Source organism: Desulfoglaeba alkanexedens ALDC (assembly GCF_005377625.1).
GTDB classification, from domain to species: domain Bacteria; phylum Desulfobacterota; class Syntrophobacteria; order Syntrophobacterales; family DSM-9756; genus Desulfoglaeba; species Desulfoglaeba alkanexedens.
The window spans coordinates 2,415,401-2,427,854 of sequence record NZ_CP040098.1 but is presented as its reverse complement, the minus strand read 5'-3'; the positions used below and the strand labels follow the sequence as shown (position 1 = coordinate 2,427,854).

At 57.9% G+C, this 12,454-nt stretch carries 12 protein-coding genes; 4 read left to right on the top strand and 8 right to left on the bottom strand.

Annotated features, from left to right (window positions below; all coding sequences use genetic code 11):
• Nucleotides 1-307 precede the first annotated feature (307 nt).
• From FDQ92_RS10970 to FDQ92_RS10955, 4 genes are all read left to right on the top strand, one after another.
• The gene (locus tag FDQ92_RS10970; RefSeq protein ID WP_170180307.1) at nucleotides 308-1,087 is read left to right on the top strand and encodes an enoyl-CoA hydratase/isomerase family protein; all 780 of its coding nucleotides are present in this window, start codon (nucleotides 308-310) and stop codon (nucleotides 1,085-1,087) included.
• A gap of 99 nt (nucleotides 1,088-1,186) precedes the next feature.
• Nucleotides 1,187-1,657 carry a hypothetical protein gene (locus FDQ92_RS10965; RefSeq protein WP_137424927.1) on the top strand — a complete coding sequence of 157 codons (471 nt, stop codon included), beginning with the start codon at nucleotides 1,187-1,189 and terminating at the stop codon, nucleotides 1,655-1,657.
• A gap of 18 nt (nucleotides 1,658-1,675) precedes the next feature.
• Nucleotides 1,676-2,392, top strand: a complete 717-nt coding sequence (locus FDQ92_RS10960; RefSeq protein ID WP_137424926.1) for a metal-dependent hydrolase — start codon at nucleotides 1,676-1,678, stop codon at nucleotides 2,390-2,392.
• An 80-nt stretch (nucleotides 2,393-2,472) separates the two neighbouring features.
• Nucleotides 2,473-2,811 (top strand): carboxymuconolactone decarboxylase family protein, encoded by a 339-nt coding sequence (locus FDQ92_RS10955; protein WP_137424925.1) that lies wholly within the window; start codon nucleotides 2,473-2,475, stop codon nucleotides 2,809-2,811.
• A gap of 359 nt (nucleotides 2,812-3,170) precedes the next feature.
• Here FDQ92_RS10955 and FDQ92_RS10950 read toward each other — a convergent pair whose 3' ends face one another.
• The 8 genes from FDQ92_RS10950 to FDQ92_RS10915 form a co-directional block, all read right to left on the bottom strand.
• Nucleotides 3,171-4,187 carry a beta-ketoacyl-ACP synthase III gene (locus FDQ92_RS10950; RefSeq protein ID WP_137424924.1) on the bottom strand — a complete coding sequence of 339 codons (1,017 nt, stop codon included), beginning with the start codon at nucleotides 4,185-4,187 and terminating at the stop codon, nucleotides 3,171-3,173.
• Between the two features lie 40 nt (nucleotides 4,188-4,227).
• On the bottom strand, nucleotides 4,228-5,019 hold the full coding sequence (locus FDQ92_RS10945; protein WP_137424923.1) for an SDR family oxidoreductase: 792 nt from the start codon (nucleotides 5,017-5,019) through the stop codon (nucleotides 4,228-4,230).
• 15 nt (nucleotides 5,020-5,034) lie between these two features.
• Nucleotides 5,035-5,808, bottom strand: coding sequence for a tRNA1(Val) (adenine(37)-N6)-methyltransferase (locus FDQ92_RS10940; RefSeq protein WP_246041953.1), 774 nt, complete (start codon nucleotides 5,806-5,808; stop codon nucleotides 5,035-5,037).
• A 55-nt stretch (nucleotides 5,809-5,863) separates the two neighbouring features.
• The gene (locus tag FDQ92_RS10935) at nucleotides 5,864-7,210 is read right to left on the bottom strand and encodes a DUF1015 domain-containing protein (RefSeq protein WP_137424921.1); all 1,347 of its coding nucleotides are present in this window, start codon (nucleotides 7,208-7,210) and stop codon (nucleotides 5,864-5,866) included.
• A gap of 174 nt (nucleotides 7,211-7,384) precedes the next feature.
• Nucleotides 7,385-8,119 carry a DUF434 domain-containing protein gene (locus tag FDQ92_RS10930; protein WP_137424920.1) on the bottom strand — a complete coding sequence of 245 codons (735 nt, stop codon included), beginning with the start codon at nucleotides 8,117-8,119 and terminating at the stop codon, nucleotides 7,385-7,387.
• 320 nt (nucleotides 8,120-8,439) lie between these two features.
• Nucleotides 8,440-10,134 carry a long-chain-fatty-acid--CoA ligase gene (locus FDQ92_RS10925; RefSeq protein ID WP_137424919.1) on the bottom strand — a complete coding sequence of 565 codons (1,695 nt, stop codon included), beginning with the start codon at nucleotides 10,132-10,134 and terminating at the stop codon, nucleotides 8,440-8,442.
• Nucleotides 10,135-10,517: 383 nt separating this feature from the next.
• Entirely contained in the window at nucleotides 10,518-11,504 is a 987-nt protein-coding gene (locus FDQ92_RS10920; RefSeq protein WP_137424918.1) for an electron transfer flavoprotein subunit alpha/FixB family protein, read from the bottom strand.
• A 56-nt stretch (nucleotides 11,505-11,560) separates the two neighbouring features.
• Nucleotides 11,561-12,358, bottom strand: coding sequence for an electron transfer flavoprotein subunit beta/FixA family protein (locus FDQ92_RS10915; protein WP_137424917.1), 798 nt, complete (start codon nucleotides 12,356-12,358; stop codon nucleotides 11,561-11,563).
• Between the last annotated feature and the right edge of the window lie 96 nt (nucleotides 12,359-12,454).

The window sequence follows — 12,454 nt, the reverse complement described above, 5'->3', positions numbered from 1 at the left end:
GAGACTCCTTCTCCGAGCATTTCAGGCAATGGCAAAAAGCGCGTAGGAAAGACAAAAGCGCATTGAAAATAAAGAAGATTTTGTGGATTCATGGCCACGGCCGAGAAACGGCGCAAGTCCGCGCTTGCTCAACTCAAAAAGCAATGAAACGGCAAAAAATGTCTTGCGAACCTTATGCCGTTTGTCACAAAATATGTTAACTCTCATGCTGCTTTGCAGGGGATTTGCCAGGCGATGTACGAGGTCTTTGGAGAATACCATCCGGGAGCCATGTAACAGACAACAATTAACAACAAAGCATACGGGTATGGAAAAAAAAATCATCAGAGAAGATAAAGGCTATGTCAGCACGATTACCATAGACAGGCCTGACAAGAAGAATGCCTTAGATGCAGACGCCCTTTTTGCTCTGGGTGATGTGATCAAAGAAATAGAAAAGAAAGGCAGTATCAGGGTCATTGTCTTGAGGGGGAGCGGTAAAGAGGCTTTTTCATCTGGCGTCGACCTTGCCGGGGGGCAGAAAGAATTCAAAAGGACTATCGAGGGGCTGGAATACTGTCTTGACAGCCTTATCCGTTATCCTATGCTCGTTATTTCCATGGTCTATGGTCCAGCCGTAGGTATCGGACTTGATCTTTGCGTACTTTCAGATTTCTGTCTTGCAGCGCAAGGCGCTCGATTCGGCGCGCCTTTGGTTAGATTGGGAAGGACCTATTATTATACGCAGATAGAACGTTTAACCCGGTTGGTTGGCATAAGGCCGGCCAAAGAGATACTTCTTGGCGGAAGATTGATTGATGCACAGAGGGCTAAAGAGATCGATCTGGTGAACCTGGTAGTCAGCCCTGATGAGCTGGAGTCCGTTACCTATTCCCTCGCAAATGAACTGGCAGAAGAAACAGCTCCGATAGCGGTAAGGATCACCAAATCAACTATAAGAAAATTATTCGAAGAAAACCCCCTCGATCCGATATTAGAAGAGGAACTCAAACGTCTTCACGTAGATGAGATAAACCGGAGCAAGGATGCAGAAGAAGGGATCAAGGCGATGCTGGAGAAACGAAGGCCGGTATTTACGGGGAACTGATCTGCTAAGGCAGGTGTGGCAGGAGGGAAGCTGGAGCTTCCCGGGCAGGCCGTTCCCAAGCCGGAGCTTGGGAACGAGGGGAAGAAGGAAAAACAAGCAATGACAGAAGACAACTACTTGAAAATACTAACTCCACGAGATGCCCTGGCGGTTCTAAGCCTTAGGTTTTATGAAAAGTTCGGCAAAACTGCTCTTCCCTTGATTGAAGATGTTTGTTATCAGCTCGGCAGGGCGATAGGGTCAAAAATGAGAGAGGGTCTCACTGATGCTAGTCTGAGCAATGTTGGGCAGGCGTTTGTGGATGCTGCTCGGAAAAGGGGAACCAAGATCCAAATTATTGAGAAATCGGATCATGTTTTTCATCTTACAACCGAAGAAGGTTACCGTTGCGGTCTCGGTTTGAATAACAAAGGCCGGGATATTTGCAAAGCAATGATGGGTATAGATCACGGAATCTTTGAGGCGGCAACCGGCCAAGCCATAAGAATGGAGATCGTTAAAAGTGTTGCCGCAAATGACGGCTGTTGTGAAACACGTTACACGGCTATACGAGAACCAAAGGAACAATAGAAACAGGAGGTTGTCAAAATGGCGAATAGTACTATTAAATACTTAGGTCACGCAGGATTTCAAATCACAACCAAAAACGAAAAGGTGATAATTATTGATCCATGGTTGACGGGCAACCCATCGGCCGCCTGTCAGGTAGAAGAAATCGTGAAGGCAGACATGGTTTTGGTGACGCATGACCATTTTGATCACATAGCGGATGTCGGCCCGATCGTAAAGGCCACCGGCGCCACGCTGGTCGGCATGCCTGAGGTCGTTGGTAAACTGAAAGAAGATACAGGCATCCCGGATTCCCAGATAGTATTCGGAATGGGTATGAATATTGGCGGTACGGCCCATATCGATGGGGTAGCAATAACCATGACTCAGGCTTATCATTCTTGCGAAAAAGGAAACCCGGCAGGTTATATCATAAAATTGGAAGACGGTTTCACTGTCTACCATGCGGGTGATACCGGCGTGTTTTATTCGATGAAGATCCTCGGCGAGCTCTATAATATTGATTTGGCCTTATTGCCTATAGGAGGCGTATTTACCATGGATCCAATTCAGGCCGCCATGGCCGCGAAATTGCTTCAAGTCAAAAAGGTTATACCGATGCATTATAAGACCTTTCCCCTTCTGGAACAGGATGCCTTGCCTTTTACGGAAATTATGAAGAAGGAGGTGCCCGAGGCTGAGGTTTTGGTTCTTGATCCAGGTAACGAATATGTATTGGGAGCCTCTTGCAAATGAGGCGAGCCAGGGTCGACTAGCTCTACGATGTCATGGATGCGGCCTATGATGGCCATGCCGTGTATGAAAGGAGAATAATTATGGAAGACATGAAAAAGGCTGTAAAGGAAGTTAATGAAAGTATGGCAAGAATGAGCAAATTACAGCCTAAGTTTATGCAAGCTATGGGCGGATTGATGGAATGTGCAACTACGGATGGAGATCTTTCGCGAAAAACAAAAGAGTTGGTAGCCATTGGAATAGCAATTTCCAAACAATGTCATTGGTGCATTGCTCATCACGTACATCAAGCCCTTGAAGCCGGCGCGACTGAAAACGAAATAATGGAGACCTGCCTTGTGGCTGTTTTGATGGGTGGAGGACCGGCACTCATGCATGCACAGTTAGCTTTTAAAGCCGTTGAAGATTTTAAATCATGATGACAAATGATTGCTTTAACGAGAATGAAATAAGTGTAAGGGCACGGCATACCGTGCCCCTACGCTGGCATGCCGCATCCCCACAACAATAATTGGTGCAGATCTTTTGCTTCTTATTCCCAAGCTCCAGCTTGGGAATACAACTGTGCAGAAGCTCCAGCTTCGGTGAGGCCGTTCCCAAGCCGGAGCTTGGAAACGAGGAGAAAGACCACTTCGAGATCCTGGCGAGCTCCCTAGAAAGACAGCGCGTTTCAGTTGTAGCAGGAGGGAAGCTGGAGCTTCCCGGGCAGGGCGTTCCCAAGCTGGAGCTTGGGAACGAGGGGAGCGGCGCCCTCGCCGCGATCAGCATGCGGTTCGCGTCACGGCCGGGGCGGACCGGTCCGGTGCCAGCGCACCAGCGCGCTCCCCCACGTGAATCCCGCCCCGAAGGTGGCGATGACCAGGTAATCGCCCCGCTTCAGTCGGTCTTGCTCCACAACGGCTTCGTAAAGGCACAGTGGGATGGTCGCTCCGGTGGTATTGGCATATCGGTCGATATTCACCACCACGCGGTCCATGGGGATGTTCATGCGATTGGCACAGGCCTCGATGATCCGAAGATTGGCCTGGTGCGGAATGAAAAGGGCGAGATCTTCTCCCTTGATTCCGTTCCGGTCCAAAACGGCTACGGCCACATCCGCCATTTCCGTCACCGCGAATTTGAAGACGCGCTTTCCTTCCTGGTAAACGTAATGCTCGCGGTTGCGGACCGTCTCAAGACTCGCGGGCTTGCGGCTGCCGCCCGCCTTCATGTGCAGGTAGGGTTCGCCGATTCCGTCGATCCGCTGAATGAAATCCAGCACACCGTACCCCTCCTCTTCACAAGGCTCCAGGAGTACGGCCCCGGCGGCGTCGCCGAAGAGCACGCAGGTGTTCCGGTCCTGGTAGTCGATGATGGAACTCATGACATCGGCCCCGATCACCAACACCTTGTCGTAGCGTCCCGATTCGATCATCTGGACTCCGGCGGTGAGCGAAAACAGGAAGCTGGAGCAGCCGGCGGAAAGATCGAATCCCCAGGCCCGGCTCGCGCCGATCTCCCGTTGCACCAGGCACGCCGTCGAAGGGAAAAACATGTCGGGCGTCACCGTCCCGACAATGATGGCGTCCACTTCGGAAGCCGGCGTCCCCGCACGCTCCAGGCAATCGGCGGCCGCCCGCGCCGCCATGTACGAACACCCCAGGCCGGGTTCCAGGATGCGCCTTTCGCGGATGCCGGTTCGGGTGAGGATCCACTCCTCGGTGGTGTCCACCATCTTTTCCAGGTCTTGGTTGGTGAGGCGTCGTTCCGGGAGGAAGCGCCCCACAGAGCGGATGACGGCGGTGCGTTGTGGCATGGTACGTCCTTCCAATCTGATGATCCTTGAGGCCTGCTTCTTACAGGATCCCTCGGTAATAGCCCCCGTCGATCTGGATGGAAGTCCCCGTGATGAATCCCGCTCTTTCCGACGCCAGAAAAGCGACCAGGGCCGAAAATTCGCCGACGGTTCCGAGGCGCCCCATGGGGATTTCCGATTCCCATTTCCGGATCACAGCCTCCGGCGTTGTATGCTGCTTCTCCGCCAGGAATTCCGACAGATTCCTCACGCGTTCCGTCATGGTGTAGCCCGGACACACGTTGTTGACCGTCACGTTGTAAGGCGCCAGTTCGTTGGAAAGGGTCTTGGCCAGTCCGATCACCCCGGAACGCATCGTATTCGAGAGAATCAAACCGTCGATGGGCTGCTTGACCGCCACCGATGTCATGTTGATGATGCGCCCCCAACGTTTCTCCTTCATGACCGGGACCGCTTCCCGGGTCATGACGATGGTGCTCATGAGGTTCAGCTTGAATCCGAAGGTCCACAGGTCGTCGTCGATTTCCATGAAAGTCCTTGAAGGGGGCCCGCCGGCATTGTTAACCAGGATATCCACGGTGCCGAAATGTTCGAGTCCCTTTCGGACGAAGCCCTTGGCCTGATCCGCGTCGGTCACGTCGCTGGGGATACCGATCACTTCGCCTCCCGTGGCCGCCTTGATCTCTTCCACGGCCCCGGGAAGCTCGGGATCGTCCAAGGCACAGATCGCCACCTTGGCTCCTTCCCGGCTCAATTCCAACGCCACCGCCTTTCCGAGTCCCCGGCTGGCACCAGCCACAAACGCCACCTTGCCGTTGATTCCCAGATCCATTTCCGCTCCCTTCTCTCAAGGGACTTCGTACAAGCACTTCGCGGCTTCGCTGTAACCGCCACGACCATCGTGAATGAAGAAGGGAGGCTCCACCGACAGGTCCGGTCCGCCACCCTTTCGGTATTCGAGGTGCACCAGGCATCCTGGGCTTCCAGGATCCGAGTGGATCATAGTCAGCCGCTTGGCTCGAAACCCCCACCGGTCGCCGAGCCCCATCAGCTCTTCCAGGCGGCTCGCTGGATAAATGAGGGCCAGACGGCCCCCCTCTCGGAGGAGCCCCGATGCGCTTTCGAACACGTCGGCGGCGGATCCCGCAAATTCATGCCGGGCCAGCGCGCGCTGCCGGTCGGAGTTCACCCGTCCCGAACCTCGGCGCCGGTAAGGCGGGTTGCTCACCACCAGATCGACACTCCCCGGGATCACGAGGTCCCCCAGGCACCTCATGTCCGCTTCCACGACGGCGACGCGGCCGCCGAAGCCGTTCCGCCTCACGTTTTCGCGGGCGAGTTCCGCCAGTTCACGCTGGATCTCCACCCCGATCCATTCCCGGCCCCGCCCGCGGAAAGCCAGGATCAAGGGAACCACGCCGCAGCCGGTTCCCAGGTCCACCACGCGGTCGGCGGGTTTCACCCGCGTAAGGCCCGCCAAGAGCACGGAATCGATGGAAAAGCGGTAACCGGTCTTGTCCTGGCGGAGCACCAGCCGGCCCCCGAAGAGCGTATCACAGGTCGTCTCGCGCCCGCCGCTGTCCGCCGATTCGGGCTTGCCGCATGAAGGAACACAGTCCATCACGGCCACAGCCTCTCCCTTGGGACGCCCCAAAAACGCCACACATCCCGGCGCCTCAAAAAAGCGGCACCTCCTCGTTCACATCGATGGGATGCAGAACCAAGCCGCTAGAAACCTTGGGGTAAAAATACGTGGCCTTGTGGGGCATGATCAGCCCGGCCGAAGCCACGTCGCGCACCTGGTCGACGCGGGTCGGGTTGACAAAAAACCCCAAATCGTTGACTCCGGAAAGGACACGAGTGAGGCCTTCGTCCAGATCGTGGCTGAACTGGATGTTCCGGGGGTCCGACAGAAACGATTCCGAAAGACCGAGAATGCGGCGCAGCACGACCCGGTCCAGGATCACCACGTCCAGGGACTGGAGAACCCCGGGAACACCCTGATCATCCAAAAACCGCCGGATTCGATCGTCCCTCGCAGTCAAAAGAAAAAGCTTCGATCCGCCGTGCACGGCCACGCCCACCGCCGTCCGCCTCGCTTCAGCCGCCTCGGAAAGCCGCGCCATCCAACGCCGCCTGTCCCGCTCCTCGGTCGCCTCGAAAGGCGTCACCTGAAAGAATGCTTCAGCCGCCGGGAGCACCCGTTCAAAGGCGTCCCTGCCCACATGCTTGAGAAGCCGATGCGTGGGCAGAATGCTCAATCCCTCCCCTTCCATGGGCGACAGATAAACCATGACGAATTCGAAGGGGGCCCGGGGACCCGCACCCGGATGCCGTTCGCGCAGAATATCCCGGAACTTGAGCGCCGTTTCGTACCGGTGATGGCCGTCCGCGATGAAGATCATCCGATCCTGCATAAGCCGGCGCAGTTCGCGGAAAACGTTCGGAGACGTGACCCGCCGGAGCCGGTGATCGAACCCGTTTCGGTCACGAAAAGACGCACAGGGCGACACTTCCCGGTCTTGGAACAGCGCTTCCACCCGCCCCTCCGGATCACTGTAAAGCGCGAACACCGGACTCAGATTGGCATGACAGGAAAGCATCAGCCCCAAGCGCTCGCTTTTCACCTTGCTGAAGGTCTTTTCGTGGGGGCGCACCCGCCCCGTCGAAAAATCTTCCAGCCGGAGAAGTCCCACCAAGCCCTTGCGTGTAAGCCTCCGGGATCCCAGCGTGTAATCCAGCTCGTAATGGTAGAGGCTCGGTACCTCATCTCGGATGAGCACCCCTTCCGAGCGCCACGCGTTCAGCAAACACCCGGCCCGGGTGTGAGGGTTTTCCCCCTCGGTGTCTTCCTGCGAAGCCTTGCCCAGCTCCAGATTGATCATGTTGTAAGGGCTCAGGGCGTGAAAGAAATCCTGTTCCTCCGGAGAAATGACGTCGTAGGGCGGAATGACCACCTGGTTAAGATCCGCGACGCGCAGGGGATTGTAGCGGAGCCCTCTAAAAGGAGCGATCTCGGCCATGAAAATGTCTCTTCCTTTCAATCGCCTGGGAACGGGATATTCAGCTTGAATCGCCGGACGGCGGGAGGGTCACGGCCGCCGGGGTCCGCCATCGCCGGAGCCCGCCATCGGAGCGATTTTCCCTAGCACAGCCGGACGCGTTTGGCAAGCAAGGGCGACGGCGGATACCGTGTCTCAAGTGCGGGGGGCGAGGAACGCGAAAAAATCGACGCACACGTGTGGGCACCGCGCAAAGCCCAACGCCAGAGACGCCAGGTCAAGCCAGCGGCGCGCCTGGTCGAGAACAGCCCGGTCGCTTCCCGCCACGACCGCCCGCTCGTAAGGAAACTCCCTCTCCGGAACCCTTGCCGTTCGGGCTTCACCCGGGATTCCGAACGACGCCAGCGCCTCACGGTAACATGCCGCCAGGATGCCGCTGTGGCTCATGGGCGCATCGAAAAGGAAGACGACTTCTCTGGGTGAAAAGGCCTTCAGGCAATGAAAGAGCAGCGCGACCGCGGCTTCAGTGGCATCCGTCACGCGAAAGCGCGCCGAAAGTCCCGCGGTGTCCCGCAAAGCCCCGTCGTTGGCACGTACCAGGGGGCGGCCCAAAAGTGCGCTTTCCAGCGTGATGTGCACGTTGTGCCCGTCCACCACCACCGGTTCCGAGCGCCAGCTCGCACCTCGGCATCGCTTCCCCAGCCTCATGAGCGCACGTTCCCGTGAGAAGACTCCCCGATGCAGCAGCTGGCGGTCCGCCGCGTTCAACCCGTGGCGGTTTCCAACCCACTCCAGCGCGGACTTCCGAGGGTAACCGAAATTCTGGAAGCGATAGAAATCCGCAGCCGCCGCAAAGACCGCTTGCCGGCCCTGCGCATCTCCCGAAAATGGATCGCCGATGGTGAACTCTTCCATTCTTTCAGCCCACATGCCGTCGGGATCGATTTGAGCGCCGCCCGCGGGTGCCGTCGATCCCTACAGGCGATCGGCCAGGTGTTCCGTTATCGGTAGGAGAGGGCTTGCCCGCGACCCGTAAAACCGGTAATTCCCTCGTTACCATGCTCCGGCTTGGTAACGGCCTCATGGGAATCGAAGCTGGAGCTTCTGCACACTTGTGTTCCCAAGCTGGAGCTTGGGAACAAGGTGAAACGATCCACCATCGGCGAAAAACGCGAGCGCCCGACAATCCGAGGACTGCCGGGCGGCTCAGGCGGGCGGAAGACACCCAGTGTACGAAGGTCCCTCTGGCGTCACGGTCCCCCCCTGGACTCCCCTTCCTTCTTTCGCAACTCTTCCGCTCGCAGATCCTTCCTCAGGATCTTTCCGACCATGGTCTTCGGCAGCGATTCCCGGAATTCAACGGCGCGCGGGATCTTGTAAGCCGCAAGCTTCGTTCTGCAAAAATCGATGACCTCTTTTTCCGTCACTGTTTCGCCGGGTTTCGGCACCACGAAGGCCTTGACGGTTTCACCGCGATAGGGATCGGGCACCCCGACGGTCACCGCGTCGAGGATTTTCGGGTGTTCATAAAGAACTTCATCGATTTCACGCGGGTAAATATTGTAGCCGCCCGCAATGATCATGTCCTTTTTTCGATCCACGATGAACACATAGCCCTCGCTGTCGGCCTTGGCGATGTCCCCGGTGTACAGCCAGCCGTTCCGCAGCGTAGCTTCGGTTTCCTGCGGCATCTTCCAGTAGCCCAGCATCACTTGGGGACCCTTGACCACGAGTTCACCTTCCTCCCCCGGAGGCAGGACCTGTGTCCCGGTTTCCAAGTCGACGATCCGGTAGTCCGTGTCCGGCAGCGGAATCCCGATGGAGCCCGGCTTTCGCTTGCCCACAAAGGGATTCACGTGAGTCACGGGGCCCGCCTCGGAAAGTCCGTAGCCTTCCACGATGACCCCGCCCGTGATCTGCTCGAATTTTTTCAGCACTTCCACGGGCATGGGAGCCGAACCCGTGATGCAGTAGCGGATGGACGAGATATCGAAGTCCTTGATCTTGGGATGATTGACGATGGCCACGTAAATGGTCGGCACCCCGGGAAAAAGTGTGGGACGGCTCTTGTGGAGCACCTTCAGGAACTCGTTCACTTCGAATCGCGGCACCAAAATGACGGTGCTGCCGGCGTAAAGCGCCAAGTTCATCGAAACGGTCATGCCGAAGACATGGAAGAAGGGCAGGATCGCCACCACCCGCTCGGAACCCCGGCGCACGTCCGGAAACCACGCGCAGATCTGTACCACGTTGGCTAGGATGTTTCTATGGATCAGCATCACCCCTTTGGAAACACCTGTGGTGCCACCCGTGTACTGAAGGAGCGCCAAATCGTCCAATGCCGCAGGGCAAGGGGGATTGTCCGCCGTCGATTTCTCGACCAGCTTGCTGAAGTTGAGGATGTCCTTGCCGTCGTAGGGTACCGCCGTAAAGAGTTTCTGCTTCTTCGCCTTCAGAGGGTAAAGCCACCGGACAGGGGCCGGCAGGTATTCACGGAGGCTGGTCACGATCACCTTGCGAATCCGCGTTTCGGGGAGCACCTTTTGGACTTTCGGAAAGAGATGGTCCAAAACGACCACGACCTCGGCTTCCGAGTTGGACCACTGGTGTTCCATTTCCCGTTCCACGTACATGGGATTGGTCATGACCACCACGGCTCCCACCCAGAGGGTCGCATAATAGGCGATGATGGTCTGGGGGCAGTTGGGCAGCATGATGGCGACCTTGGTGTCCTTGGTGACCCCTAGGTCTCGAAGAGCGTGGGCAAACCGCTGAATCCGGTCCCACAGTTCCCGGTAGGTGAGTTTGGCGCCGAAAAACTCCGTGGCGATGTTTTCAGGGTACTTTTCGACCGTTTCTCTCAAAAGCACCGGCAAGGGCTTGTCCGGGTATTCCAGGGTGTGCGGCACCCGGTGGTTGTAGTTAGCGAACCAAACTCGCTCCATGGCGACCGCCGCCCCCATTTTGTTTAATGTTCCACATTAGAGCGTCGTCCAGATTAAAAGTCCGACCCCCTGCTTGGCCCCCGTCCAGGCCCTACGAGTCCGCCGACCGAAGCCCCGGCATCAGAGCGGCCAGGGAACGCACCGCCGTGGAAGGCGGGGACCTCGACCAGCAAAGGGCGTCTCAGCGGTTTTCCCGCCGGAACGCCCCTCGAGCGTGTCCAAAAACAAGCTCATAAAAGCCCGGCTCTGAGGTTCCTTGTTCCTGTAGGAACGGCCTTGGCCGCGATTCCGATCGCCGGCAAGCCGGCTCCTACAAGGGCATAAGGGTCGCCGGCAAGCCGGCTCCTACAAAAGAGCCGTGAAACCTATTGTCGGACAAGTTCCTAGCACGTGCTCTTGAGCACGCGCACTTCTTCCGTAAAGACCGGAACGAAATTGAACAGATCTTCCACCACGCCGAAATCGGCCTTTGAAAAGATGGGCGCTTCCGGATCTTTGTTCACCGCCACGATGAACTTCGAGGATCCCATCCCGGCCAGGTGCTGGATGGCGCCCGAAATGCCCACAGCGATGTAAAGATTGGGGTTCACCACCTTGCCGGTCTGGCCCACCTGGTCGGAATGAGGTCGCCAGCCGGCGTCCACGGCGGCCCGGGAAGCCCCCACGGCGGCTCCCAGTTCCCTTGCAAGTTCTTCGAGAATGGTGAAGTTCTCCGGGCCCTTCATGCCACGGCCCCCCGAGACGATGATTTCGGCCTCGGTGAGTTCCACCTTTCCGCTGGTGTCCAGGTCCACGGAAAGCGCCCGGGACCGGGCTTCGGGAACGGCCGCGTCCACTTTTTCGACTGCGGCCTTGCGGGAAGCGTCCGCGGCCTTGCAGTCCATGACGTTCGGTCGGCACGAAATCATGGGAAGGGCGCCTTGGGACCATTCGCACCAGGCAAGGCATTTTCCGGCGAAAATGGGGCGCTTTGCCTTCAGCACCCCGTTCTCGCAGACCACCTCCGTGCAGTCCTGGGCCAGGCCGGCCTGGAGCCGCGCCGCCAGGCGGGCCGAAAGATCCTTGCCGTCCACCGACGCCGGAAGCAGAATGGCCGCCGGGTTGAGCCCCTGAATGATTTCGGCCATCACCGGCACGTAAGTCTCCGCCACGTAGTGTTCCAATGCCGCATCATCGGCCACGAAAACCTTGTCCACGCCGTAGAAGCCCAGCTCTTCGGCCTTGTCCGAAACCCCCGAACCCACGGCGATACCATAGAGCGGAAGTCCCAGGGCGTCCGCAACCCGCCGGCCTTCACTGGCCACTTCAAAAGAAACGCGTCGAAAGTTCCCGGCGCGGAATTCCGAAACAACGCAAACGCAATCAGCCATTTTTCTCTCCTCGTCGTCCTCGCTGTATGTATCAGGTCCCACCGGTCGGATGAGGGTCAAATGACCTTGGCTTCCTCGTGGAGTGCCCGGACCAGTTCCTTCGCCTTTCCGGCGGTGTCCAGTCCGCCGTCGATGATGCGCCCGGCGGCCCGTTCCGGGGGCGGCTCCAACGACGTAATCCGGATCCTGGCCGCGTCGCCGCTCACTTCGGAGGCGTCCAGGCCGAGATCCGCCAGTTTTTTCACATCCAACGGCTTCTTTTTGGCCTTCATGATGCCGGGCAGCGAAGCGTACCGGGGATTCCACACCGCGTGCGAACCGCCCATGGTGACCAGGGCGGGCAGATCCACCTCCAGTGTCACCTTCCCTCCCTCAATGGGCCGTTCGATGGTGACCTTGGCACCGTCGGATTCCAGCGAGACGGCGAGTCCCAGGTGCGGCCAATTCAGGATTTCGGCGACCATGGGACCGCGCTGGCCCAGGTCGTAATCCACCGCCCGGGAGCCGCACAGCACGATGTCAGGGTTGATCTCCCGAACGACGGCTGCAAGGGCCTTGGCGACGCCCAGGCTGTCGCTGCCTTCGAAGACTTCGTCATCGATCAGGACTCCCTTGTCGGCGCCCATGGCAAGGGCGGTGCGGATCGATTCCACCACACGCTGCGGCCCCAAGCTGACGATGGTGACCGTTCCCCCGTACTTTTCTTTCAGTCGGAGCGCAGCTTCCACCGCAAACTCATCGTAGGGGTTGATGATCCACTTGAGGTCATCGGTGACGATGGATCGCTTGTCCCCGGCGATGCGAATGACCGATTCCGTATCCGGCGTCTGTTTGAGCAGGACCACAATGTTCACGTCAGTTCCTCCTTTCCCTCGTTCGGCTCCCAATCGTCGGCATCCCACACCCGCCGCCGATCATTCGACACACCGCTTTCGCGGATGAAAAACCAC

Excerpts from the sequence above, each read along its gene's own strand:
- FDQ92_RS10955 (WP_137424925.1), top strand. The coding sequence starts at position 2,473 with ATGGAAGACATGAAAAAGGCTGTAAAGGAAGTTAATGAAAGTATGGCA.
- FDQ92_RS10925 (WP_137424919.1), bottom strand. The coding sequence starts at position 10,134 with ATGGAGCGAGTTTGGTTCGCTAACTACAACCACCGGGTGCCGCACACC.
- FDQ92_RS10950 (WP_137424924.1), bottom strand. The coding sequence starts at position 4,187 with ATGCCACAACGCACCGCCGTCATCCGCTCTGTGGGGCGCTTCCTCCCG.
- FDQ92_RS10970 (WP_170180307.1), top strand. The coding sequence starts at position 308 with ATGGAAAAAAAAATCATCAGAGAAGATAAAGGCTATGTCAGCACGATT.
- FDQ92_RS10930 (WP_137424920.1), bottom strand. The coding sequence starts at position 8,119 with ATGTGGGCTGAAAGAATGGAAGAGTTCACCATCGGCGATCCATTTTCG.
- FDQ92_RS10935 (WP_137424921.1), bottom strand. The coding sequence starts at position 7,210 with ATGGCCGAGATCGCTCCTTTTAGAGGGCTCCGCTACAATCCCCTGCGC.
- FDQ92_RS10965 (WP_137424927.1), top strand. The coding sequence starts at position 1,187 with ATGACAGAAGACAACTACTTGAAAATACTAACTCCACGAGATGCCCTG.
- FDQ92_RS10940 (WP_246041953.1), bottom strand. The coding sequence starts at position 5,808 with ATGGACTGTGTTCCTTCATGCGGCAAGCCCGAATCGGCGGACAGCGGC.
- FDQ92_RS10920 (WP_137424918.1), bottom strand. The coding sequence starts at position 11,504 with ATGGCTGATTGCGTTTGCGTTGTTTCGGAATTCCGCGCCGGGAACTTT.
- FDQ92_RS10945 (WP_137424923.1), bottom strand. The coding sequence starts at position 5,019 with ATGGATCTGGGAATCAACGGCAAGGTGGCGTTTGTGGCTGGTGCCAGC.
- FDQ92_RS10960 (WP_137424926.1), top strand. The coding sequence starts at position 1,676 with ATGGCGAATAGTACTATTAAATACTTAGGTCACGCAGGATTTCAAATC.